Here is a 24,159-nt window from a genome sequence, read left to right on the forward strand (position 1 = left end):
CGCGCCGCAGGGGAATTGTCCCCATCGCCCAACCCGTCGGTTCTGCTTACGCTGGCTGAGTGTGTCGCCCGTGAGCTGCACTGATCTCACGTGGTCGGAAGGGCGAGATCGACCGGGTTACCCTGGTCGGACAGCATTTTCCAGTGAGCGCCCGGGCATCCTCGCCCGCGGCCTGGCGCCACGCAGGATGACAGACGACACCCGCTCGGGGGAGGCCGACGCCGCATGAGAGCCTTTGCGTGGCTTCGCGCACGCCCGCGCGCCGTCGCTTCCGCAGCCGCACTCTCCGCGGGTGCCGTCGTGATCACGACCCTGGCCTTCGTCTACGAGGGCTTCCCCACCACCGAGGTCGACCTGAACGACGGCGGCGTCTGGGTGACGAAGCAGTCGAGTCTGCTCGTCGGCCACTTCAATCACGAGTCGCAGGTGCTCGACGGCGGTCTTCGCACCTCGAGCGATGAGTACGACATCCTGCAGTCCGGTGACGAGGTCGTCATGGTCGATCCCGAGGCGGCGTCGGTCACCACCATCGATCCGGCGATGGTCTCGCTCACCGACTCGGCGAACGTGCCGGCGGGCGCGAAGGTCGTACTGGGCGGAGCGACGCTCGCGATCCTCGAGCCGGCGAAGGGCTCGCTGTGGGTCGTTCCGGCCGCGGGCCTGGCGGGGTTCGATGTCGAGGGCACCGAGCCGACGGCCGAGATCGGCGCCGACGGAGATGTGACGGCCGGCGTCGACGGCACGGTTTATGCGGTCTCGACCAAGACGGCCGAGGTGATCACGGTTCCTGTCGACGCCGAGGGAGAACCCGGTGAGGCGTCGAGGTCCGGTCTCCCGGGGATCGATGAGAGCTCCGACGTCACGATCACGGCGGTCGGCGACATCCCGGTCGTCTTCGACAGTGCGAGCGGAACGGTGCTCAGCGCCCGCGGCCTGCACACCGAGGCGGCGGCCGCGGCTGACGCCGTTCTGCAGCAGCCGTCGGCGGAGACGGATGCCGTCATCCTCGCTTCCGCGGATGCCCTGGTGCGCGTGCCCTTCGACGGGTCGGAGCCGGTCGAGGTCTCTGCACGCTCGGACGGTGTGCCGGCCGCTCCGGTGTTCCTGAAGGGCTGCGCCTACGGCGCGTGGTCCGGCTCGGCGATGTTCGTGCGCGATTGCCTGGGCGATGACGATGACCTGACGACGCCGGTGAGCGGAGCGGACGCGGATGCCGAGCTGCGCTTCCGCGTGAACCGCGATGTCATCGTGCTCAACGACATCATCGGCGGTGCCGCGTGGATGGCCAGCGAGGACCTGCAGCAGGTCGACAACTGGAACGACATCACGCCACCTGAGGGCGAGACCGAGGAGAACGACGAGGAGACGACCGAGGAGACGGTCGAGACCACGCTTCCGGAGCGCACCGAGGTCAACACTGCGCCGATCTCGGTGGATGACGACTTCGGCGTCCGGCCCGGACGCACCACCGTGCTGCCGGTCCTCGACAACGACACGGATGCCGATGGCGATGTGCTGACGGTCACCGTGCCTGATGGCGGTCCGTCGTTCGGCGAGGTGGAGTCGATCAACCAGGGCGCGGGCCTGCAGATCGCGGTGCCCGAGAACGCCTCGGGCAGCACCACATTCACCTACGAGGCCGACGACGGCCGTGGCGGCAAGGACACCGCGAAGGCGCAGCTGACCGTCCATGACTGGAACGTCAACTCGGCTCCCAAGCAGAAGCGTGTGACCGCTCTCGCCATCGAGTCGGGCGGCGTCGTCACCTACAACGTGCTCCCCGACTGGATCGACCCCGACGGCGATGACGTCTTCCTCAAGGGAGTCGTCCCCGCCGAAGGCGACGAGGCGGACTTCACCGCCGACGGGCGCATCACGTACCGTGCGCTCGGGCTCACCCAGGGCCGCAAGGATGTGGCCGTCATCGTCTCGGACGGCGACAAGGACGCCGAGGGCGTCGTGCGCTTCGACGTACGGCCGCCCGGCTCGACCGACCCCGTCACCAACGCCGACCACGTACAGGTGCGCGCGGGCCAGTCCGTCACCGTGGCCCCGCTCACCAACGACACCAGCGGCGGCAGCGAACCGCTGCGGCTCGCCCGGGTCGACGAGGTCGACGGGGCGATCGTGCGCGCGGACTTCGCCGCCAACACGTTCACCTTCACCTCGGATGCCGTGGGCGTCTACTACGTGCAGTATCTGGCCGCCGTCGGCTCCAGGATGGCGCCCGGCGTGGTGCGCGTCGACGTCCTCGAGGCGACCGACAGCGACCTGCCTCCCGTCGCGGTGCGCGACGTGGCGCTGCTGCCGAGCGGCGGCGAAGTGCTGGTGAACGCGCTCGTCAACGACTCCGATCCGGGTGGCGGCATCCTCGTCATCCAGTCGGTCTCGCTGGACCCCGACAGTGGCATCTCGGTCTCGGTGCTCGGCCACGAGACCCTCCGCATCAGCGACCAGGGCTCGCTCGAAGAGCAGATCACCATCGGCTACACGATCTCCAACGGCACGCAGAGCGCCGACGGCGAGGTCGTCGTCATCCCGGTGCCGTCACCATCCAAGCTCCGGCCGCCGGTGGCCAACGACGACCAGGTGGTCGTGCGCGCCGGCGACGTCGTCACGATCCCGGTGCTCGACAACGACTATCACCCCAACGGCGACACCATGCACGTCGCCCCCGACCTGGTCGAGCCCCTGCCCGCTGCCGAGGACGGCGAGATCTTCGTCTCGCAGGACACCGTCCGCTTCCGCGCGGGCGGCGAGGCGGGCACCGTCTTCGCCACCTATGAGGTCGTCGACAGCACCGGGCAGAAGGATGCCGGCTACCTCACGATCCAGATCCTCCCGGTCAACGCCGACACCAACCAGGCGCCGCGCCCTCGCGACATCACGGCTCGCGTGCTCACCGGTTCGCGGGTGCGCATCCCCGTGCCGCTCGACGGCATCGACGCGGACGGCGACTCCGTCGAACTGGTCGGCATCGCCTCGGCACCGAAGAAGGGTCGCGTGACCGAGGTCGGAGCCGACTACATCGAGTACGAGGCCGTCGGCGATTCGGCCGGCGCCGACACCTTCACGTATCGGGTGCGGGACCGCCTCGGCAAAGAGGCCACCGCGAGCATCCGCGTCGGCATCGCGCCGTCGCTCGACGTCAACCAGGCTCCGTATGCGGTGAAGGATTCCGTGGTGATGCGACCAGGTCGCTCCGTCGCGGTGCCGGTGGTCGCCAACGACTCCGACCCCGAGGGCGAGCGGCTCACGCTGGTGAGCAATGGCCTCATCCTGCCGGACGTCGATGGGCTCGAGGCCAGGGTGCTGGGCGACCGGGTCATCGTCACCGCCCCCGACGAGGAGGGCGAGACCTCGCTGCAGTACACGATCCGCGACGAGCGCGGCGCTGAGGCGATCGCGGTGCTCCAGGTCACGGTCGACGAGGACGTGCCGCTGCTTCGACCCATCGCCCGCGACGACCGCGTGCTCGCGCAGGACGTCGCGGACGGCAGCGTCGACCTCGAGGTGCTGGCGAACGACGAGGACCCCGACGGCACCATCGACGAACTGCGGGTCGAGGTCGAGGGCGGAATCGCACGAGTGCTCTCGGACGGCACCGTTCGCATCGCGCTCGACGACGAGGAGCACCTGCTCCGCTATACGATCACCGACCGCGACGACCTCGAGGCATCCGCATTCATCCACGTACCGTCGCTCGACGGGCTCGCCCCGACCCTCATCTCGACCGAGGGCATCGAAGTCCAGAGCGGTGAGACCGTCGAGATCCCCCTCGCCGATCACGTGCGCGCGTCGGACGGCAAGTCGGTGCGCATCACCGAGGCGGCGAAGGTCGCCGCGGTGCACTCGGACGGCGCCGGCCTCGTCAAGGACCAGAGCACGCTCGTCTACACGTCGGTGGCCGGATACTTCGGGCAGGACGCGATCACGTTCGAGGTCACCGACGGCACCGGGCCGGATGACGCGGAGGGGCGCAAGGCGACCCTCACCCTCCCGGTGACCGTGCTGCCGCCCGACAACCAGCAGCCGACCTTCACCGCCGGTCAGATGAACGTCGCTCCGGGCGAGGATCCCACGAGCCTCGACCTCGGGGCTCTCACGACCGATCCTGACCCCGAAGACCTGCCCGGGATGGGCTACGCGATCGTCGGTGGGGCACCCGTCGGGCTGAGTGCGTCGATCGCCGACCATACCCTCCAGGTGAGCGCCGACGCCGGCACCCCGAAGGGAACTCGGGCGACCCTCACCGTTCGGATCGACGACGGCGAGACCGAGCCCGTTCAGGGCACCGTCGTGGTCACGGTGACGGCTTCCACTCGTCCGCTCCCGACTGCGAACGACGACACGGTGGCCGAGGCGGCCCAGGGCACCACGGTGAGCGTGCCGGTGCTCGCCAATGACTTCAACCCGTTCCCCGATGAGCCGCTGAAGGTCGTCGCCGCGGTCACCGAGACCGGCAGCGGGTTCGCCGAGGTGGTGGGCGACACCGTCGAGGTGAGCCCCGCCGAGACGTTCGTCGGCACGATGGTCGTGCGCTACCGGATTCAGGATGCCACCGCCGACGTGGACCGCGAGGTGGAGGGCCGCATCGTCGTCACTGTGCAGGGACGCCCAGAGGCGCCCGGCACGCCCTCCGTGTCGAGCGTGCAGGACCGCACCGTCGTGCTGTCGTGGACACCGCCCGCCGACAACGGCGCCGCGATCACGGGCTACACCGTGTCTTCCACGCGTGGTGACTACCAGAAGCAGTGCCCCGCGACCACGTGCACCCTCGACGGGCTCACGAACAACGTCGAGTACAACTTCACCGTGGTCGCGACGAACCGCGTCGGCGAATCCGACCCGTCGCGGCCGTCCGAGACGGCGCGTCCCGACGCCCGCCCCGACACCCCCGCCCCGCCGACGCTCACGTTCGGCGACCGGAGCCTGAACGTCGCGTGGGTCACCCCGACGACTCCTGGTTCCCCTGTGGAGTCCTTCACGCTCGAGATCTCGCCGGCACCGCCGTCGGGCATCGGGCAGAAGACCGGCGTGACGGGCAACTCGATGGTCTGGGACGGGCTCGAGAACGGCGTCGCGTACCAGGTTCGGGTGAGGGCGCACAACCGCGCGCCCGACCCGTCGAGCTGGAGCGGGTGGTCGGCCACCGAGATCCCGGCGCGAGCACCCGACCCGGTCGGCGCGCCGAGCGTCGCCCGCCTTCAGCCGGTGGGCGACCAGGCCCAGCTGCAGGTCTCATGGCAGCAGCCGGCGACCAACGGAGCCGACATCGCGGGCTACGAGCTGCAGGTGCTGCAGGGCGGCTCGGTGGTGCGCACCATCCCGAACATCCCTGCCGGACAGCTCTCGCAGGCCGTGTCGCTGACCACCTCGACGGTCGACTACACGTTCCGCGTCAGAGCGAGCAACAAGGCGGGCTGGGGCGAATGGGGAGCGACCTCCGCGCCGCGTCGCGCGTTCGGACAGCCGGGAGCGCCATCGGCGGTCAGCGCACAGCCGGGTGACCGCAGCCTCACTGTGAGCTACAGCCCTGCCGCGGGCAACGGCGCCACGGGTGGCGAACTGCGTTACGAATACTCGCTCAACGGCGGCGGGTGGACGGCCCTGCCGGGCAACAACGTCCTCACCGGCCTCAACAACGGCACCACTTACCAGGTCACGCTGCGCGCGTACACCGCGCTCGACGGCGTCCGCTACGACGGACCCCCTTCGGCACCGTCGGCGGCGCAGATCCCATACGGTCCTGTGGGCAACCCGGGCGCTTCGGCCAGCCGTAGCGGCCGCGATATCACGTTCTCGTGGAGCCCACCCGCGCCCAACGGGCGTGCCATCACGCAGGTGCAGATCAGGCTCGACTCCGGCGGCTGGCAGAACGTCGCGAACAGCGGGTCGGTCACCAACACGTACGCGTACAGCACGACTCACACGATCGACGTGCGGGCTCAGGATGCCGCGGGCCAGTGGAGCGGTGTCGTGTCGGCGTCGGCCAGGACGGTCGATCCGCCGCAGCCGCGAGCGTGGGTGACGCCGGGAAGCTCGGCGGTAGGGCAGGACAACTGCAGCACCTCGTCGTGCGCCTACTTCGTGCTGAACACCCAGGACTTCCCTGCGGGGACCTACCGCGTGTACTGCGCGAGCGGTCCGGACGGCGAGTTCGCCGGCGGGGCCCAGCGTTCGATCCCGGCCAACGGATCGGTCCAGCTCGGCTGCTACTACGGCAAGCCCGGCACCCAGGTCTGGGTGCGCATCGCGGGCTGGGGCGAGTCCGAACACACCACGTGGCAATGACCAGGGACATGACGATGACAGAGAGGAACAGCTCATGACGATGACGCCCGAACAGGCGGCCTGGTTCCAGGGGACCTTCTCGCGCCTGATCGACAACATCGATCAGGCCGTGATGGGCAAGCGCGAGGTCGTGGGTCTGGTCCTCGCGGCCATGCTCGCCGAGGGCCACGTGCTGCTCGAAGACGCGCCCGGCACCGGCAAGACCAGTCTCGCCAAGGCGCTCGCCGCCACCGTGCAGGGCACGAGCAGCCGCATCCAGTTCACCCCTGATCTCCTCCCCTCCGATGTGACCGGCGTGACGATCTACGACCAGGCGCAGCACCGGTTCGAGTTCCACCGCGGCCCCGTGTTCGCCTCGATCGTGCTCGCCGACGAGATCAACCGCGCATCGCCGAAGACCCAGTCAGCGCTCCTCGAGGTCATGGAGGAGTCGCGGGTGACCGTGGACGGCACGCCGCACGCGGTCGGCCGGCCCTTCCTCGTGATCGCGACGCAGAACCCGATCGAGCAGGCGGGCACGTACAAGCTGCCCGAGGCTCAGCTCGACCGCTTCCTGATCAAGACGTCGATCGGCTACCCCGACCTCGCCGTCGCCGAGCGGATCCTCGCCGGCGCCTCCGATCGCAATCCGTCCGCCCGGCTGTCGGCGCTCATCACCACCGGCGCGGTCGCCGACATGGCGGATCTCGGCGCGACGGTCCATGTCGAACCCGCCGTTCTCCGCTACGCCGCACAGCTGGCCGAGGCCACCCGCGACGATCCCGCCACGCGGCTCGGTGTCTCGGTGCGCGGCTCGCTCGCGATGATCCGCATCGCCAAGGTCTGGGCCGCCTCGCACGGCCGCCACTACGTCACCCCCGACGACATCAAGCACCTCGTGCGTCCGACCTGGACGCACCGCCTCGTCCTCGACCCCGAGGCGGAGTTCTCCGGCACGACCGCCGAGACCGTGATCAGCCGTGTCATCGAGGGTGTCACCGCGCCGCAGGCGAGGTCCGCGGCCTGATGGCCGCCGAGACGTTCGCGCAGACCCCTCCGGCACGGGAGGGTCGTTCGTGGTGGACGGATGCCGCGGGTCACGCGGCATCCGGTCTGCTGCGGCGTCTGCGCAGCGTCGTTCGCGTCATCCGTCCTGCCGCATGGGTGCTCATCGCAGCCGCGGTCGTCCTCTGGATCGGCGGGATGGCGCTCGGGTGGTCGGAGTCGACCGTCGCGGCTGTGGTGCTCACCGTCGCGCTCGCGCTGTGCACGCTGTTCCTCATCGGGCGGACGGCCTACGACGTGTCGCTCGATCTGACGCGCACCCGCGTGGTTGTGGGCGAGCGGGCCGTAGGCGCCCTGACGCTGGCGAACACGAGCGGTCGCGCCATCCTGCCCTCTCGCGTGGTGCTGCCGGTCGGGGCCGGCCGCGGGGTCTTCGCGGTCGGCCGCCTCGCGGCGGGGGAGTCCGTCGAAGAGCTCTTCGCGATCCCGACCACCAGACGCGGAGTGCTCGCCGTCGGTCCGGTCAGCGTCGTGCGCGGCGACCCGCTCGGGCTGCTCGAGCGGGTCCACCGGCGCGATGAGCCGGTCGACCTGTACGTGCATCCGCGCACCGTGGCGTTCGAGGGGCAGTCGCTGGGCTTCTTCCGCGACCTCGAGGGCCTCGCCGCACGGGACCTCTCACCCGACGACGTGTCGTTCCACGCGCTGCGCGAGTATCAGCCGGGCGACGACCTCCGTCACGTTCACTGGCGATCGACGGCGCGTACCGGCACGGTCATGGTCCGTCAGTACGAGGAGACGCGGCGGTCGCACTTCGTGCTCGGCCTGTCGCGCAATCCGTCCGAGTACCGGCATCCCGACGAGTTCGAACTCGCCATCTCGGCGGCCGGATCGCTCGGGCTGCGCGCCGTCCGCGACTCCCGTCAGGTCGACCTGCAGGTGCAGGGGAGAACGGTGGCGGCCGAGTCCGGCAAGCGTCTGCTCGATGCGCTCGCCGCACTGGAGCCGTCGCGACCGAGAGAGGGCGGCATCCTCGATCTCGCCGGAACCATCGCGGCGAACCTGCCCCTCGCCTCGGTCGTCGTCCTGCTGTGCGGCTCGACGGTCGAGGTCGCAACGCTCCGTGCCGCCTGCGCGCGCCTGCCGTACGGCGCGCGCGCTCTCGCGATCGTGGCCAAGCAGGGGGCATCGCCAACGCTCCGGCGGATCGGCGACGCCGACGTGGTGACGATCGGCGAACTCGAGCAGCTTCCGGCGGCCTTGCGCAAGGTGCTCGCATGAGCGCCGGACTGCTGCCGCGCCGGCGCTGGGTCGCCGACCTCACGGCCTCGGCCCTGCTGCTCGCCGTGCCGATCGCCGGCTTCTGGCCTACCTACGGCGGACCCGGATATCTCGTCGCGGTGTGCGCCGCCGCCATCCTCGGGATGGGCATCGCGGCGCTGGGCGCCTGGCGGCGGTGGGGAGTCCTCGCTGTGGCGGGGCTCGTGGTGCTCGCCTACTTCGTCTTCGGTCCGGCGCTCGCCGTGCCGCAGACCACGATCGCGGGGGTCATCCCGACGCTGGACTCGTGGTACCGGCTCGCCGCCGGCGTCGTCACGTCGTGGAAGCAGCTGCTGACGACGGTCGCGCCCCTCCCCGCGGCGGAGGGGTTCCTCATCGCGCCGTTCCTGCTCACGCTCGTCGCGGCGACCCTGACGACGTCGCTCGCCCTGCGCGCGCGGTCGGCGGCGTGGACGCTGCTCCCGGCGGCCGGGTTCCTCGCGATCCAGATCGCCCTCGGAACCTCGGAGCCGGCCGTGCCGGTGATCGAGGGCGTCGTATTCGCGGTGGTCTCGATCGTGTGGCTCGCGCTCCGGCAGACATGGGCGCCGGCACTCGGGGCTGTGCCGCTCGGAGAAGGCGGTGGTGCCCGCGCCGGTGCCCTGCGCCGTGTGCTCATGGGCGCTGGCGTGGTCGCGATCGCGGTGGGCGCAGGTGTCGTCACGAGCGGGGTGGCCGCCCCCGCGGCGCCCCGCTATGTGCTTCGCGACGTCGTGATCCCGCCGTTCGACGTTCGCGCGTACCCGAGCCCGCTGCAGTCGTACCGAGGCTACGTGCGCGACTTCGCCGACGAGCCGCTGTTCACCGTGTCGGGCATGCCCGCAGACGCCCGCGTGCGGCTGGCGGCCATGGATGCGTACTCCGGCACCGTCTACAACGTCTCGGGCGGCGGCGCCGGCTCGTCGAGCGCCTTCGTGCCGATCAGGCCCGATATGTCGCCCGATGCCCGAGGCGCCGAGGCGACCGTGCATGTCGAGATCGCTGGATTGACGGGCGTGTGGATGCCGGAGGTCGGTGCCGTGACGCAGGTCGACTTCGCCGGAGCCCGAGCGGACGACCTGCGCCGTGCTGCGCACTACAACGCCGCAACCCAGACGGCCGTCGTGACCTCTCAGCTGCGCGCGGGAGACGAATACGACCTCCGGGTCGTCATCGCCGACGATCCCAGCGATGAGGCGCTCGGGGATGTCCCGTTCGCCCCGTTCCGGATGCCGGCTCAGGACGGTGTTCCGCAGGACTTCGTCGAGGTCGCCGCCAAGGCCGTCGCAGAGGCGGAGACCCCGATCGAGCAGGTGCGGGCGCTGCAGACCTGGCTGTCGGAGAGCGGTTTCTTCAGCCACGGGCTCGAGGGAGAGCCGCTCTCGCGGGCGGGGCACGGTGCGGAGCGCATCTCGACCATGCTCGGCGCCGAGCAGATGGTCGGCGATGACGAGCAGTACGCCGTCGCGATGTCGCTGCTCGCGAACGAGCTGGGGATCCCCGCGCGGGTGGTGATGGGATTCCACCCCGATGAGGATGCCGCGAACAACCCGGTCTTCACCGCCACCGGCGACAACCTGCACGCGTGGGTGGAGGTCGCGTTCGAGGGCGTCGGTTGGGTGCCGTTCGATCCGACGCCGCCCGAGGACCAGGTGCCGAGCGATCAGACCACCAAACCGCGAGCCGACCCCAAGCCTCAGGTGCTGCAGCCGCCGCCCCCTCAGCAGGAGCCGGTCGACATGCCACCGACCGTCCCGGATGAGCGAGAGGATGACGACGACGACAACGCCGGGTCCGGCATCCTGGGTCTCGTGCTCGCGATCACGGCAGGGAGCATCGGGGTGCTGCTGCTGCTCGCGACGCCGTTCGTGGTGATCGGCGCCCTCAAGGTGTCACGTCGTCGTCGGCGACTCCAAGCAGAGCGCGCGGCCGACCGGATCAGCGGCGGGTGGAGCGAGATCGTCGACAACGCCGCTGACTACGGCACCCCGGTGCGCCCAGGAGCGACCCGGCTCGAGGATGCCGCCACTGTCACCGCCGCGTTCTCGCAGCCTCAGGTGGTCACGCTCGCCCGTCAGGCGGATGCGGAGGTGTTCGGCCCCGCGGACCCGAGCGATGCGGATGTCGCGGAGTTCTGGCGCCAGGTCGACGACATCCTGGACGAGATGGCGCGAAGCACGACGTTCTGGGGGCGCCTGCGCGCGCGGCTCAACCTGCGGTCGCTGCTGGCCGGAACGCGCTTCGCCCTGCCGATGCGCTCGAGGGCAGACCAGCCCGCGCCCCCGAAGGCGGGCGGTGTGGCAGGCCCCGAGAGCGCTGAACCGGCCGAGGGCGCACCATGAACTCCGCGCGAGGCTCGGTCGCGGCGACTCCCGCGATGGGCCGGCGCGTCGGCACCTGCGCGATCGATGTCGCGGTCGGCGTGGCCGTCCCTTTCATGCTCGTCTCGATGGTGTCCGGCGCGGTCATCGGCTTCGGTGAGGTGAGCGGCGCGACGGCCGCCGGACTGCGGAGCCTCCTCCCTGTGCTGCTGCTTCTGTCGTGGGCGGGGTGGGCGCTCGTCCACAGCGCCATGCAGGGCAGCGCCGGATCCATCGGCCAGCGGATGACAGGGCTGCGGCTTGCGGATGCCGAGACCGGCGACCGCATCGGATTCGGGCGTGCGCTGAGTCGGAACGTCGTCTTCCACCTCGCTGCTGCGATCGTCGTCGGCTTCTTCAGTCCACTGTTCGATCGCAGCGCGCGGCGGCAGGGCTGGCATGACCTCGCCGTCAGAGCCTGCTGCGTCGACGTCCGCGCCGACCGGCCGTCGCCGGTCGCTGCTCCCCCCGCTGCGTCGCTCGCACCCGCCGCCCCGCGCGCGTATGGTGCACGTGTGAACACGACGGTCTCCGCGGACGCGCCGACCGGGGCGGTCGAGCGCATCGACGCCCCCGAACTGGAACTGACGGCTGTGGCCGGCACACCGGGCAGGTTCCCGCGCACCTCCGCAGCGCTTCGGCCGGTGCGGGACGTCGACGAGGCGCGGATGGCGGCATCCGGAACTCTCCGCGATCAGCCCGGGCAGGCGGGCTCGGGGCGGGCGATCGTCGGCCATCGCGTGATCACCGTGCTCACGTGGGACGACGGAACGCGGATGGCGGTGTACGAGCGGACGGTGTGCGGTCGCAATCCGGAACGTGAAGGCGGGGTCGCCGTGCGGGCCGTCCGAGACGAGACCCTGTCGGTGTCCAAGACCCACTTCGAGATCGGCGGCGACGACGGCGCATGGATCATCGACCGGTTCTCGACCAACGGCACCAACCTCGTCCGCGATGGCGAACGCATCGGTCTGGTGCCGGGTCTGCCCGCCGCGTTGCGCGCCGGCGACCGGCTCGAGTTCGGCGACCGCAGTGCCGTCGTCGGAGGTGCCGCATGAGTGGTGCCGAGCCGCCGGTCACGGTGGCGTGGGGTGCGGCGAGCGATCCTGGCCTGCGGCGTGCGCTCAACGAGGACTCGTTCCTCGCCGCCCCGCCGCTGTTCCTCGTGGCCGACGGCATGGGCGGCCATCGCGCGGGCGACGTCGCCAGCGCGACCGTGATCGAGGAGTTCGCGACCTACGCCGGACGCCCGAGCCTTTCGATCGGAGACCTGCACAGCGCGGTGGACCGGGCGCGTCGCCGTGTGGCAGACCTCTCCGACGGTGCCGGCGACGGCATCGGCGCCGGCACCACCCTGTCAGGAGTGGTGATCTGCGAGGTCGACGGAGACGCCTATTGGCTCGCGGTGAATCTCGGCGATTCGCGGACCTATCGGCTGAGCGACGGTGAACTCGAGCAGATCAGCGTCGACCACTCGGTGGTGCAGGAGCTGATCGACAGCGGTCTGCTCACGCCCGACGCCGCTGCCCGGGACTCCAGGCGCAACGTCATCACTCGTGCGATCGGCGGGGGCAGCGACTCCGAGGCCGACTACTGGCTGATCCCCGCGGAGGTGGGCGACCGGATCCTCGTGTGCTCCGACGGGCTGCCCGGCGAGCTCGATCGCGACGCCATCCACGCGGTCCTCCTCGCCGAGGCCGACGCGCAGGCCGCCGCGACGCGGCTCGTCCACGAGGCCATGCTTCGCGGCGGACGTGACAACATCACCGCGCTGGTCGTGGATGCGACCGCCGTCCGTGCGCGGACCGGCGGGCTCGCGAGCGATGATCCCGGCATCGGGGCGGCTGTCGTCGAAGACGAGGTCGACGGCGACACCCGCCCGAGGGTGCCCGCGGGAGGGGGCTCCTGATGTCGGCCCGCTATTCGCCAGGCGCCATCCCGGTCGTGGTCACCGCCCGCGGCATCGTCGTGCTGGCCGCAGACACCTCGCCCACACTCGTCTCGAGGATCTGGGCGCAGGTCGGCGCCGGGCGCGGACTCGCGGCAGTGCTCGAGGCCCTCACCGGCGCTTACGGCACCTCCCTGTCGGCGATCCCCCCGTTCGCCGTGGTGCTGGCCGAGGGCGACGCCGTGCGCCTCGCCGTGCGCGGTGACATCTCGGTCGACATCGAGATGTCGACCGCGTCCGAGCGGGTGAGCGGCACAGGAGTCACGACCTGGAGCGAACGCGTCCTCACGGACGTCACGCGCGTGCTGGTCGAGGCCGCCAAGCCCACGGCGCCCGCGGACCTCCCGATCTCCGACGGGGTCGTGCTCGCCGCGGTCATCGAGTGGAGCCCGCGGGATCGGCCGATCACCGAGCCGGTGGAACGCCCGAGCGCAGAACGCGACCTCCGCCCCGGCGCGGAGCCGGAGGCGACGAACGAAGAATCCGAGTCGACGGGTGCGGCTGAGCCGGATCTCGGCGACCTGACCGAGAGGGCGGATGCCGCACCCGCCCGTGCCGCACCCGCCCCTGCCGCGGCATCCGTTCCCGCCGCACCCGCACCGGAGGACGAGGTCGTGCTGGACGAGGCGGACCCGCCGTCGCAACCGATCGCGGCGATGCCCGTCCCCCCGAGCGTGTCGCGCACCGCATCCGAGCTCGCGCCCGCACCGCCCTCGCCGGCGCTCATCGATTCGGCCGCCGTGCTCTCTCTCGCCGACGCCGACACGCTGCTTCCCGCAGAGTCCACGTTCACCGTCCGCCACGACGACGAGGCACCGGATGTCGAGCTCGCCGCATCGCTCGCGCCCGCGCCGGTCGGGGTCGACGACGAGCTCGGCCGCACCGTCATCCGCGGCGACGGATCGTCGCTCCCGACCCCGGTCCTCGGCGATCACGACGGTGAGACGATCTCGCTCGCGCAGGCGCAGGCCCTCCGCGCTGGAGGGGACCCGAGCGCCGCGGCGCCGCCGCTCGCTCCGCCGCGCCCGCCGGCTCCAGGCCGGCTGCGACTGTCGACGGGGCAGGTGGTCCCGCTGAACCGCACCGTCGTGCTCGGACGCCGGCCGCGCTCGACACGCATCACCGGCACCGACCTGCCCCATCTCATCGCGGTCGAAAGCCCCCAGCAGGACATCTCTCGCAGTCACGTCGAGCTTCGTGTCGAGGGCGACAGCATCATCGCGACAGACTTGAACACCACAAACGGCACGCTGCTGCTGCGGTCGGGGTCGGATCCGGTGCGACTCCACCCGGGCGAACCCACGGTCGTGGTGCCGGGCGACATCCTCGACTTGGGTGACGGCATCACAGTCGCCATCGAGGACGTCGCATGAATTCGAAGCGCCCCGCGATGGCGCCTCCGGACCTTCCGGGCTTCACGTTCGTCGACACGCTCGGGTCGGGAGGATTCGCCGACGTCTATCTGTACGAGCAGCAGCTGCCCAAGCGCCGCGTCGCGGTGAAGGTGCTGATCGCCGATCGGATGTCGAGCGGCTCGGCCGAGGAGTTCACCGCCGAGGCGAACGTGATGGCGATGCTCTCGACGCACCCCGCGATCGTCACGATCTATCAGGCGGGGGTGGCCCAGGACGGCCGTCCCTACCTGGTGATGGAGTACTGCCCGAAGCCGAACCTCCAGGTGCGCTACCGCCGCGAACCGTTCTCCATCGCCGAATCGCTCCGCGTCGGCATCCAGGTCGCCGCGGCGGTCGAGACCGCCCACCGCGCGGGCGTGCTGCACCGCGACATCAAGCCCGCGAACATCCTCGTGACCGAATACAACCGGCCGGCGCTCACCGATTTCGGCATCGCGTCGACGACGAGCGCCACGGCGGAGTCGGCGGGACTCTCGATCCCCTGGTCGCCGCCTGAGTCGTTCGCCGACGTGCCGCGCAGCGATCCGCGCTCGGACGTGTATCAGCTCGGGGCGACGGTCTACTCGCTGCTCGCCGGGCGCTCGCCGTTCGAACTGGGCGGACAGCGCAACACCGCCGCAGAGCTCATCGAGCGCATCGAGCGGATGCCGCTGCCCCCGCTCGGCAGAGCGGATGCCCCCGAGTCGCTCGAGCGCGCACTGGAGCGGGCGATGGCCAAGGCCCCCGCGGATCGTTACGAGAGCGCCCTCGCGTTCGCCCGTGCACTGCAGAAGGTGCAGATCGAGCTGTCTCACTCGGTCACGCCGATCGACATCCTCGACGACGCGGTCGTCGAGGACGACAGTGACGATGACGATGACGGCCTGACACGCGTGCGCGGCGTCGTGAGCATCGATCCTGCGACCGACCCCGCGGCCGGGCTCACCCGCCCGGGAGCGACCTCCGGGATGCCGTCCTTCGCCGCGTCGGAAGCGACGGCGGAGGCGTACCGGCCGTCGATGGACACCGTCGTGCGGGGATCGTCCGTCCCGGTCCTGACCGAGGGCGTCGTCGAGACCGTGCTGCGCGCCGATCAGCAGCCGTCGCGCTCCTCCGGCCTCCCAGGGGACCTCACTGCGGTGGCCGGGCCTGGTGCCGACTCCGAGCCACCCGTGGAATCGTCGCGGGGCCGCTCGCGTCGGGCCCTCTGGGTCGGATCAGCAGCCGGCGCGCTCGCACTCATCGTGATCATCGCCGTCTCGCTGCCGGGACTGCTCGGCGGCGGCCCGGAGGCCAGTCCGACGCCCGAGACGAGCTCGGATCCGCAGGATCCGGTGTCGGCGATCGTTCCCGGCCCCACCGATCTCTCCGGCACGGTCGTCGCCTCCGGCGTCCGCTTCTCGTGGACGAATCCCGACCCTCAGGACGGCGACCACTACCTGTATGCGGTCGTGACGACCACGGCCGAGCCCGAGTTCGACTCCGTGACCGAGGCGGAGGTGACCGTTCCCGCCGATCCGTCCGGAACCACGTGCATCGACGTCATCATCGTGCGCGCGAACGGCCAGTCGTCCGATCCGCCGGTCAGGGGGTGCACGCCGTGAGCATTGCAGCCGCCGGGGCGGATGAGCTGGTTGTCGAGTTCGCCGGGGAAGACTTCCGGGTGGTGCCCGGCGACGTGTTCCGCGTCGGCCGAGAGGGCGATCTCATCATCGACGACAACCTCTTCCTGCACCGCCACTTCCTGACGATCGAGAACGTCGAGGGGCTCTGGCTGCTGTCGAACGTGGGCAGCAGGCTGCGGGCGACGGTCACCGATTCGGCGAGCCGCGTTCAGGCGTGGCTGGCGCCGGGGGCGCGACTTCCACTCGTGTTCGCGTCCACTTCGGTGATCTTCAGCGCCGGAGCGACCACCTACGAGCTGACGATCCACATCGCCGAGCCGACCTTCCGAGAGACGCAGCAGTTCGACGACGATGACGGTCAGAGCACGATCGGCGAGGTGCCCCTCACGCCGAGCCAGCGCGTCATGATCCTCGCGCTCGCCGAGCCGCTGCTTCGCCGCGATGGCACCGGGATGAGCGAGCTGCCGACATCCGCCCAGGCCGCCAAACGGATCGGATGGACGCTCACGCGCTTCAACCGCAAGCTCGACACGGTCTGCGACAAGCTCGACCGCATCGGCGTGCCGGGGATGCGGGGCGGTGCGCGCTCCTACGCCACGAACCGTCGTGCGCGGCTCGTCGAGCACGCGATCGCGGCCCGCCTCGTCACTCGGGAGGACCTGCCGCTGCTCGACCGTGAGCTGGAGTCCCAGCCCCCCGTCGACGACGAAGCCGACTGAGGGTCTCCACCCGTTCGCCGAATGCACCGTCGGCCGGGCGGACGTTTGCGGACCCCCTCAATCCTGCTCGCCAGTCTGGTCCGGTCCAGGTTCCACAGGTTTCGGATGCTGCAATCCAGCGAATCCTGGACCGCCCGCACCGGTCGGAACTCGCCGTCGGGGTCAGCGCCAGCTTTCGCGGGTTTCGGATGCCGCGAAGCTGCGAAACCCGGACCGCTGGCGGCGGTGGGAGTTCGGTGACCGACGACGAGGGGTGCGCCGGGGTCAGCGTCCGGCGTCGAAGAGGTGCCGGCCCCCGTGGCTCAGCACCTTCACGACGACTCCACGGCGGTGCAGTTCGGCGACGGTGCGGGTCTCTTCGTCGATGTTGCGGCCGAGCGCGTGCACGTTTGAGACGACGAGCACGTCGCCGGCACGCAGGGTGCCGAACAGTCGCACGAGGCGCTGCTGCCACGACTCCAGCGTCTCGGGGGCCGGATGCCGGAATCCCTCGATCGGCACGCCGAACCGCGTCAGCTCGTCGCGCTGCTCGACGACGGAGGGCATGTCATCGCGAGAGATGACGAGTCCGACCAGCCGCGAGCCCGCGGGGCGGGCCAGCCACCAGTCGCGGTCGTGCTGCAGCTCGGTGAAGCACTCCGGGCATTCCGCTGCGGGATGCGGGGTCCGCAGCGCAGCCGTGTCGATCGAGACCGCGGCATCCGTCGTCGCGGCCTGTGCCGTCTCCGTGCGCTCGCTCATATCGATGCCCTTCGCTTGCCTCCATTGTGCCCCGATCGGCGGACGTCGCCGACCGCTTCACGATTCGTCGTCCAGCCGCAGCTGCAGGCTGAGCTGGTCGGCGTCCAGCTCGGCGAGGGCGTGGCGCAGGGCTGCCGTGCTGAACTGTCCGCCTGACGAGACCTCGTTCAGGCGCGTGCGCATCACCTCGATGACGGCGAGACGCAGTTCGAGCACCTCGTGGGCGATGGCCGTCTGCTCGTCGTCGGGCGGCGAGAGGAACCGGTTGCCGACGCGGTCGAGGAATTCCGACGAGAACGGACTGCCGTCGCGTCGGACGAGTTTGGAGTCGGTGAGGGCGGTTGCCGCGGCATCCCGAAGCTCTTCGTTCAGGCTCGTCTGCTCGGCCTGGTCCATCAGGTCCGTCGACGAGTTCTCGAGTCGGAGCAGGCGCACCACCCAGCGGAGGGTGTACCCCTGCAGCAGCAGGCTGCCGACCGCGACGGCGAAGGCGATGAAAACGAGCAGTGCGCGCTCGGTGGTGTTCCGCGGCAGCGTCTGTGCCGCGGCCAGGGTCACGACGCCGCGCATGCCGGCCCAGACGATCACGGCACCGTGCTTCCAGCCCAGCGGGGACGCCTGGTAGTAGTCGAGATCGCTCAACGCGCGAGTCACTCGGGCGCGCCCTGCTGCGAGGCGGCGCTCCCATCTGGGACTCTCGACGCTGGCTTCCCGCCCTCCTCGGCCTGGTCCCCTGCTGGGCGGTGGGCTCTTGCCGGAGGCCATGTCGTCGAGCTGCTTGCCCATCGCCTCGAGTCGTTTCCGCTGTTTCGTGCGCGCACGCCGGCTCTGCAGCCACACCAGGAGTGCCACGTAGATGCTGCGGACGATCAGAATGATCGCGAGTGCGCCGATCGCGATGAGGATGCCGGTGCCCAGGCCGTCGTGGGCTTCGATGTTCTGCCCGACGATCTCCTTGAGCTCGAGACCCATGAGCAGGAACACGCCACCCTCGAGCACGAGTTCGACCGTGCGCCAGTTCAGGGAGTCCGAGAGCCGCTGCTCGGGCGAGAACCAGCGCGCCGCGCCCTGGCCTGTCACGATGCCTGCGACCACCGCGGCGACGAGCCCCGATCCGCCCAGCCGCTCGGTCGGAAGGTAGGCCACGAACGGAACGATGAAGCCGACGGCCGTGTTCGCGGCGGAGTGGCTCATCAGGGCGCGCAGCCGCAGGTTCAGGTAGCCGACGATCGCGCCGATCACGACAGCCACCACCACGCCCCAGAGGAACGCCGGCAGGAACCCGACATCGTCGCGCTCGCCTGCGCTCGAGCCGAGTGCGACCGCGGCGGCGGCGACCATGGTCCGCAGCAGCACCAGCGCCGTGGCGTCGTTGAGCAGGCTCTCGCCCTCCAGCAGCGTCACCACCCGACGGGAGATGCCGAGGCGCTTCACGATGGAGGTCGCGACCGCGTCGGTCGGGCTCAGGATGGCGCCCAGTGCTACCGCGCTGTAGGGATTGATATCGGGGATCACGGCGACGAAGAAGACGCCGAGCACGAGCGAACTGAGGATGACGAGAATCACCGACAGCCCGGCGATCGGACCGAAGTCGCGCCGGAACTCCACTGCGGGAAGGGCGACAGCCGCAGAGAAGAGCAGCGGCGGCAGCACTCCGACCAGGATGAGCTCGGGCTCGACCTCGAAGGGCGGCACCACGGGCAGCAGTCCAACGACGATGCCGACGATGACGAGAAGGAGTGGTCCGGCGATCTTGAGCTTCGGTGCGACAGCGGTTCCGACGGCGATGACGACGATCGCGAGGATGACGGAGACGAGGACGTCCGCGGGCGTCATATCAGCCCGAGGTCGCGCACCGCATCCCGCTCGGCGGCGAGCTCGGACACGGAGGCGTCGACCAGGCCGCGGGCCCGCGGATCAAGCGACAGGCCTTCGAGCACGCGATATCCCGTGCCGTCGGAGGTCACGGGGAACGAGCTGATGAGGCCCTCGGGCACACCGTACTCGCCGCGCGAGACGACTGCGGCTGATGTCCAGCCCTCACCGGTGCCGAGCTGATCATCGCGCACATGGTCGATCGCCGCGTTGGCAGCCGATGCCACCGACGACGAGCCGCGCACTTCGATGATCTCCGCACCCCGCCGCGCGACTCGGGGGATGAAGATGTCGTCCAGCCACGCCGTCGCCTGCTCATGCCCGCCGCGCCGTTCGGCCAGGGCGTCGATGACGGCGACGCCCCGCACGGTCGCATGCGCGACATCCGGAAACTGCGATGCCGAGTGATTGCCCCAGATCGTGACCCCTCGAAGCTCATCGGGGCGCACCTCAAGCGCCTGCGCAAGCTGCCCGACAGCCCGGTTGTGGTCCAGGCGGGTGAGCGCGGTGAACCGCTCGGCCGGAACATCGAGAGCGGATGCCGTGGCGATCAGCGCATTCGTGTTCGCGGGGTTGCCCACCACCACGACTCGCACGTCGTCCGACGCGGATGTGCTGATCGCTGCGCCTTGCGGCCCGAAGATGCCCGCGTTGGCGGCGAGCAGATCGGCACGCTCCATACCCGGGCCTCGCGGTCGGGCGCCGACCAGCATCGCGATGCTGCAGCCGTCGAAGGCCACTTCTGCGTCATCACTGACCTCGACATCCCGCAGCAGCGGAAAGGCGCAGTCCTGCAGTTCGAGCGCGGCGCCCTCGGCGGCGCGCATCCCCTGCGGAATCTCGAGCAGCCGCAGCCGCACCGGTCGGTCCGGGCCGAGCATGTCGCCCGCGGCGATGCGGAAGAGGAGGGCGTACCCGATCTGTCCGCCCGCTCCGGTGATGGTCACGGTCGTCGGCGCCTGCTCCATGGTCCGAGCCTATTCCCGCTGTCGCACCCGTCGTTGAGCTTGTCGAACCTGTCCGAGGCGGCGGTCAGGGTACCGTGTGCCCATGACCTTCAACGACAACGCCAGGGTCGGAGGAAACACAGCGCGGCGTCGCGGAGGCGGGGCCGCGCTTGCCGGCGGCGGCGTGGTGGGCCTCGGTGCCATTGCCGTCCTGCTGTTCCAGCTGTTCACCGGCACCGACATCTCCGGATTCATCGGGCCCGGCTCGGGCGGCAGCACCGACCAGTCCGAGATCGCCAACTGCGAACTCGGTTCCGACGCGAACGCCCGCGACGACTGCCGGCTGGCGGCGGCATCCCTCGCCATCGACCAGTACTGGGGCGAGCAGATCCAGGGCTACCGCGCGCCCCAGCTCATCATCGTCGACGGGTCCACCTCGACGCAGTGCGGTACCGCGTCCAACCAGACCGGGCCGTTCTACTGCCCACCGGAAGAGACGGTGTACGTCGACCCGACGTTCTTCGCACTGCTGCGGGAGCAGTTCGATGCGAGCGCCGGTCCCCTCGCGCAGCTGTACGTCCTCGCACACGAGTACGGGCACCACGTGCAGCAGATCACCGGCATCACGCAGGAGCACCCGAGCAACGGCACCGGAGCGGACAGCAACAGCGTCCGCACAGAGTTGCAGGCCGACTGCTTCGCGGGCGCATGGGTCGGCAACATGACCGAGCAGGAGGATGAGAACGGGGTGCCGTTCCTCGAAGCTCCGACTTCGCAGCAGATCGCCGATGCGATCAACGCCGCGCAGGCGGTCGGAGATGACCACATCCAGCAGGAGTCCGGCGGATCGGTGAACCCCGAGACCTGGACCCACGGGTCGAGCGAGCAGCGTCAGAGATGGTTCCAGACCGGCTACCGTGGGGGTTTCACGGCATGCGACACATTCGGGGTTCCGGGGGGAAGCCTGTGAACGAGCATCTGGACGACATCCTCTATCCGCCGATCGAACCCTACGAGACCGGCGAGCTGATCGTCGGAGACGGCAACCGCGTCTACTGGGAGCAGAGCGGCAACCCCCACGGCAAACCCGTCGTGTTCCTGCATGGCGGTCCCGGAGCGGGCACCTCGCCCTGGCATCGACGGTTCTTCGATCCCGAGCGCTACCGGATCGTGCTCTTCGACCAGCGCGGATGCGGGCGCTCGACGCCTCACGCCAGCCAGGACGCGGAGCTTCGCCACAACACGACGTGGCACCTCGTCGGCGACATCGAGCTGCTGCGCCGCAACCTCGGCATACCGTCATGGCAGGTCTTCGGCGGATCGTGGGGGAGCGCCCTGGCGCTCGCGTATGCGCAGGCGCACCCCAGTGCTGTCACCGAACTGGTGCTGCGGGGGATCTTCACGCTCCGCCGCCACGAGCTGGAGTGGTTCTACGAGGGCGGAGCATCGGTGATCTTCCCCGACCTGTGGGAGGAATTCATCGCGCCCATCCCCGTCCTCGAGCGATCGCGGTTGATCGAGGCCTACCACCGGCGCCTTGCCGACCCTGATCCGGCCATCCACGTTCCGGCGGGCGTGGCGTGGTCGCGATGGGAAGCCGCGACGCTGACCCTCCTCCCCGACGAAGAACTCGTGAACGGGATGACGGAGCCCGCTGCGGCGACCGCGTTCGCGCGCATCGAGAACCACTACTTCCTCCACGGCGGCTGGTTCGACGAGGGACAGCTCATCGACGGCGTCGGCGTGATCCGCGACATCCCCGCGGTCATCGTTCAGGGTCGCTATGACGTGTGCACGCCGATCATGACCGCGTGGGATCTGCACCGTGCGTGGCCGGAGGCGGAGTTCGTCATCGTGCCCGACGCATCGCATGCCGCCGGCGAGCCGGGCATCGCCCGCGCGCTGCGGGCGGCGACCGATCGCTTCGCCGGCAAGGTCGCCGAGCCCGAGCCGGTCGCTGACCCCGAGCCCGTCGCTGACCCCGAGCCGGTCGCTGAGCCCGAGCCGGTCGCTGAGCCTGTCGAAGCGTCCGCGCCCGACCCTGAGCCGGTCGCTGACCCCGAGCCGGTCGCTGAGCCTGTCGAAGCGTCCGGCGATCCCGCCGCCGCCCCGCCTGCGGATGGCGAACTGGCCGACGAGGAGTAGCGCCCCTGCTAGACTGGGGACACTTGCAGCGCTCCGACGCGCTTCTTGCGTCGTAGAACGCTTCCCTCGCCGCCGTCTCAGGATCATCCGAGATGCCGCCGGCTGACAAACTTCGCACGGCGACCCCGCGTCGAAATCCGACCCGGTTCACCGAACAGGGTGCGTGCGCGCGCCCGGAGAAAACTCCCTCAATGACTGATGTCACCTTCAGCACGCTCGGCGTGCCCCAGCCGCTCATCACCGCTCTCGCGGCGGACGGCAAGACCACGGCCTTCCCGATCCAGATCGACACCCTGCCCGACACGCTCGCGGGTCGCGACGTGCTCGGTCGCGGCAAGACGGGCTCGGGCAAGACGCTCGCGTTCGCCATCCCGATGGTCGCCCGGCTCGGCACCAAGCTCGCCGGCGGCAATCGTCGCGGCGGCATGCCCCTCGGCCTCGTGCTCGCCCCCACGCGCGAGCTCGCGACCCAGATCAACGCGGTGCTCGAGCCGCTCGCGAAGGCCTACGGCCTGACCACCACGACCATCTTCGGCGGAGTGAGCCAGAACCGTCAGGTGGCGGCGCTGAAGTCCGGCGTCGACATCGTCGTCGCGTGCCCCGGCCGCCTCGAAGACCTCATGGGCCAGCGCCACGTGCGCCTCGACGCCATCGAGATCACCGTGATCGACGAGGCCGACCACATGGCAGACCTGGGCTTCCTGCCCGGAGTCACCCGAATCCTGAGCGCGACCCCGGCAGGCGGACAGCGCCTGCTGTTCAGCGCCACGCTCGACAACGGCGTGGACAAGCTCGTCAAGCGCTTCCTCAGCAACGAGGTGATGCACTCGGTCGACGAGGCCAACTCGCACGTTTCGGCGATGACGCACCACGTCTTCACGATGACCGACGCCGACGCCAAGAACGAGGTCGTCCGCACCCTCGCGTCCGGCACGGGCCGCCGCATCCTGTTCATGCGCACCAAGCACCACGCCAAGAAGCTCGCGCAGAAGCTCACCGCCCAGGGAATCCCCTCGGTCGACCTGCACGGCAACCTCTCACAGCCCGCACGTGACCGCAACCTCGCGGCGTTCTCCTCGGGTGCCGCACGCGTGCTCGTCGCGACGGATGTCGCCGCCCGCGGCGTGCACGTCGACGACGTCGAGCTCGTCATCCACGTCGACCCGCCCACCGAGCACAAGGCGTACCTGCACCGCTCCGGTCGCACGGCTCGCGCGGGTGCCGAGGGCGCTGTCGTGACCCTCGTGCTTCCCGGGCAGGAGCGCGACGTCGCAGATCTGCTCCGCAAGGCGGCCATCGCCGTGAAGCCCATCCGCGTGACTCCCCAGTCGGCCGAGGTCACCGCGCTCGTCGGCGAGGTCGCGGCCTACGTCACGCCCACTCCGAAGGTCGAGTCGCACCGCGGAGGCGGCCAGAGCCAGGGCGCCAACGCCCAGCGCAAGCGCGCCGCGCGCGGCGGTTCGACCGGTGGTCAGTCCCGTGTCGAGCGGTCGGGTTCGACCGGTCAGGCTCGCGGGGACCGTTCGGGTCGTCCCGCACAGTCGAAGGGGACGGATGCCGCCCGCGGCACCGCCCACACCGGCCGTGACTCGGGACAGGCTGCGAACCAGCCGGCCGGCACGCCGCGCCAGGGCGGCTCGCGCCGCGCCTCGCACGCCGGTGGCTCGAAGCTCATGGTCGGCTCGGTCGTCCGCCAGAACGGCGGCAACCGCCGCAGCGGGCGCTGACCCTCACCTGATCCATGCGAAGGGCGGACTCCCGTGAGGGGTCCGCCCTTTCGGCACTCCCCGGTCGTTGAGCGAGCGCAGCGAGACGAAACGCGTCGGGT

14 protein-coding genes and 1 pseudogene are annotated in these 24,159 nt (G+C 70.4%); 12 read left to right on the plus strand and 3 right to left on the minus strand.

All coding sequences use genetic code 11. The features are described 5' to 3' along the window. Positions 1 to 225 precede the first annotated feature (225 nt). From ABD188_RS04780 to ABD188_RS04820, 9 genes are read left to right on the plus strand one after another with little or no spacing between them, the layout of a single operon-like run. Positions 226 to 6,294, plus strand: coding sequence for an Ig-like domain-containing protein (locus tag ABD188_RS04780; protein WP_344059043.1), 6,069 nt, complete (start codon positions 226 to 228; stop codon positions 6,292 to 6,294). Between the two features lie 34 nt (positions 6,295 to 6,328). Further along, positions 6,329 to 7,300 (plus strand): AAA family ATPase, encoded by a 972-nt coding sequence (locus ABD188_RS04785; RefSeq protein ID WP_344059045.1) that lies wholly within the window; start codon positions 6,329 to 6,331, stop codon positions 7,298 to 7,300. Then, on the plus strand, positions 7,300 to 8,559 hold the full coding sequence (locus tag ABD188_RS04790; RefSeq protein ID WP_344059047.1) for a DUF58 domain-containing protein: 1,260 nt from the start codon (positions 7,300 to 7,302) through the stop codon (positions 8,557 to 8,559). Before ABD188_RS04785 ends, ABD188_RS04790 begins: the two co-directional genes overlap by 1 nt. Next, on the plus strand, positions 8,556 to 10,919 hold the full coding sequence (locus ABD188_RS04795) for a transglutaminase-like domain-containing protein (RefSeq protein WP_344059049.1): 2,364 nt from the start codon (positions 8,556 to 8,558) through the stop codon (positions 10,917 to 10,919). The genes ABD188_RS04790 and ABD188_RS04795 overlap by 4 nt, the downstream gene beginning before the upstream one ends. After that, complete coding sequence (locus tag ABD188_RS04800) at positions 10,916 to 11,995, plus strand: RDD family protein (RefSeq protein ID WP_344059051.1); 1,080 nt, start codon at positions 10,916 to 10,918, stop codon at positions 11,993 to 11,995. Before ABD188_RS04795 ends, ABD188_RS04800 begins: the two co-directional genes overlap by 4 nt. Then, a complete protein-coding gene (locus tag ABD188_RS04805) occupies positions 11,992 to 12,846 on the plus strand; it encodes a PP2C family protein-serine/threonine phosphatase (protein WP_344059053.1) in 855 nt (284 codons plus the stop codon). Before ABD188_RS04800 ends, ABD188_RS04805 begins: the two co-directional genes overlap by 4 nt. Continuing rightward, positions 12,846 to 14,258, plus strand: coding sequence for an FHA domain-containing protein (locus ABD188_RS04810; RefSeq protein ID WP_344059055.1), 1,413 nt, complete (start codon positions 12,846 to 12,848; stop codon positions 14,256 to 14,258). Before ABD188_RS04805 ends, ABD188_RS04810 begins: the two co-directional genes overlap by 1 nt. Then, positions 14,255 to 15,883, plus strand: a complete 1,629-nt coding sequence (locus ABD188_RS04815) for a serine/threonine-protein kinase (RefSeq protein ID WP_344059057.1) — start codon at positions 14,255 to 14,257, stop codon at positions 15,881 to 15,883. Before ABD188_RS04810 ends, ABD188_RS04815 begins: the two co-directional genes overlap by 4 nt. 2 nt (positions 15,884 to 15,885) lie before the next feature. Then, positions 15,886 to 16,623 (plus strand): FHA domain-containing protein, encoded by a 738-nt coding sequence (locus ABD188_RS04820; protein WP_425561367.1) that lies wholly within the window; start codon positions 15,886 to 15,888, stop codon positions 16,621 to 16,623. A 264-nt stretch (positions 16,624 to 16,887) separates the two neighbouring features. On the opposite strand, the gene ABD188_RS04825 is transcribed toward ABD188_RS04820, so the two are convergent. Genes ABD188_RS04825 through ABD188_RS04835 form a run of 3 tightly spaced genes read right to left on the minus strand, consistent with a single transcriptional unit; the run spans position 16,888 to position 20,207 of the window. Beyond that, a complete protein-coding gene (locus ABD188_RS04825) occupies positions 16,888 to 17,364 on the minus strand; it encodes a recombinase family protein (RefSeq protein ID WP_344059061.1) in 477 nt (158 codons plus the stop codon). A 57-nt stretch (positions 17,365 to 17,421) separates the two neighbouring features. Next, the gene (locus ABD188_RS04830; RefSeq protein ID WP_344059063.1) at positions 17,422 to 19,200 is read right to left on the minus strand and encodes a cation:proton antiporter; all 1,779 of its coding nucleotides are present in this window, start codon (positions 19,198 to 19,200) and stop codon (positions 17,422 to 17,424) included. After that, the gene (locus ABD188_RS04835; protein ID WP_344059065.1) at positions 19,197 to 20,207 is read right to left on the minus strand and encodes a malate dehydrogenase; all 1,011 of its coding nucleotides are present in this window, start codon (positions 20,205 to 20,207) and stop codon (positions 19,197 to 19,199) included. The genes ABD188_RS04830 and ABD188_RS04835 overlap by 4 nt, the downstream gene beginning before the upstream one ends. A gap of 82 nt (positions 20,208 to 20,289) precedes the next feature. On the opposite strand from ABD188_RS04835, the gene ypfJ reads away from it, so the two are divergent. The 3 genes and pseudogenes from ypfJ to ABD188_RS04850 all read left to right on the plus strand — a co-directional run bounded on the left by ypfJ (position 20,290) and on the right by ABD188_RS04850 (position 24,058). Next, positions 20,290 to 21,156, plus strand: coding sequence for a KPN_02809 family neutral zinc metallopeptidase (gene ypfJ, locus ABD188_RS04840; RefSeq protein WP_344059067.1), 867 nt, complete (start codon positions 20,290 to 20,292; stop codon positions 21,154 to 21,156). Continuing rightward, positions 21,120 to 22,115 (plus strand): annotated as a pseudogene (gene pip / locus ABD188_RS04845) (prolyl aminopeptidase); the annotation flags it as partial. The gene ypfJ and the pseudogene pip, both read left to right, overlap by 37 nt. A gap of 407 nt (positions 22,116 to 22,522) precedes the next feature. Beyond that, on the plus strand, positions 22,523 to 24,058 hold the full coding sequence (locus ABD188_RS04850) for a DEAD/DEAH box helicase (protein WP_344059069.1): 1,536 nt from the start codon (positions 22,523 to 22,525) through the stop codon (positions 24,056 to 24,058). Positions 24,059 to 24,159: the final 101 nt, after the last annotated feature.

The organism is Microbacterium pumilum, from assembly GCF_039530225.1.
Lineage (GTDB): Bacteria > Actinomycetota > Actinomycetes > Actinomycetales > Microbacteriaceae > Microbacterium > Microbacterium pumilum.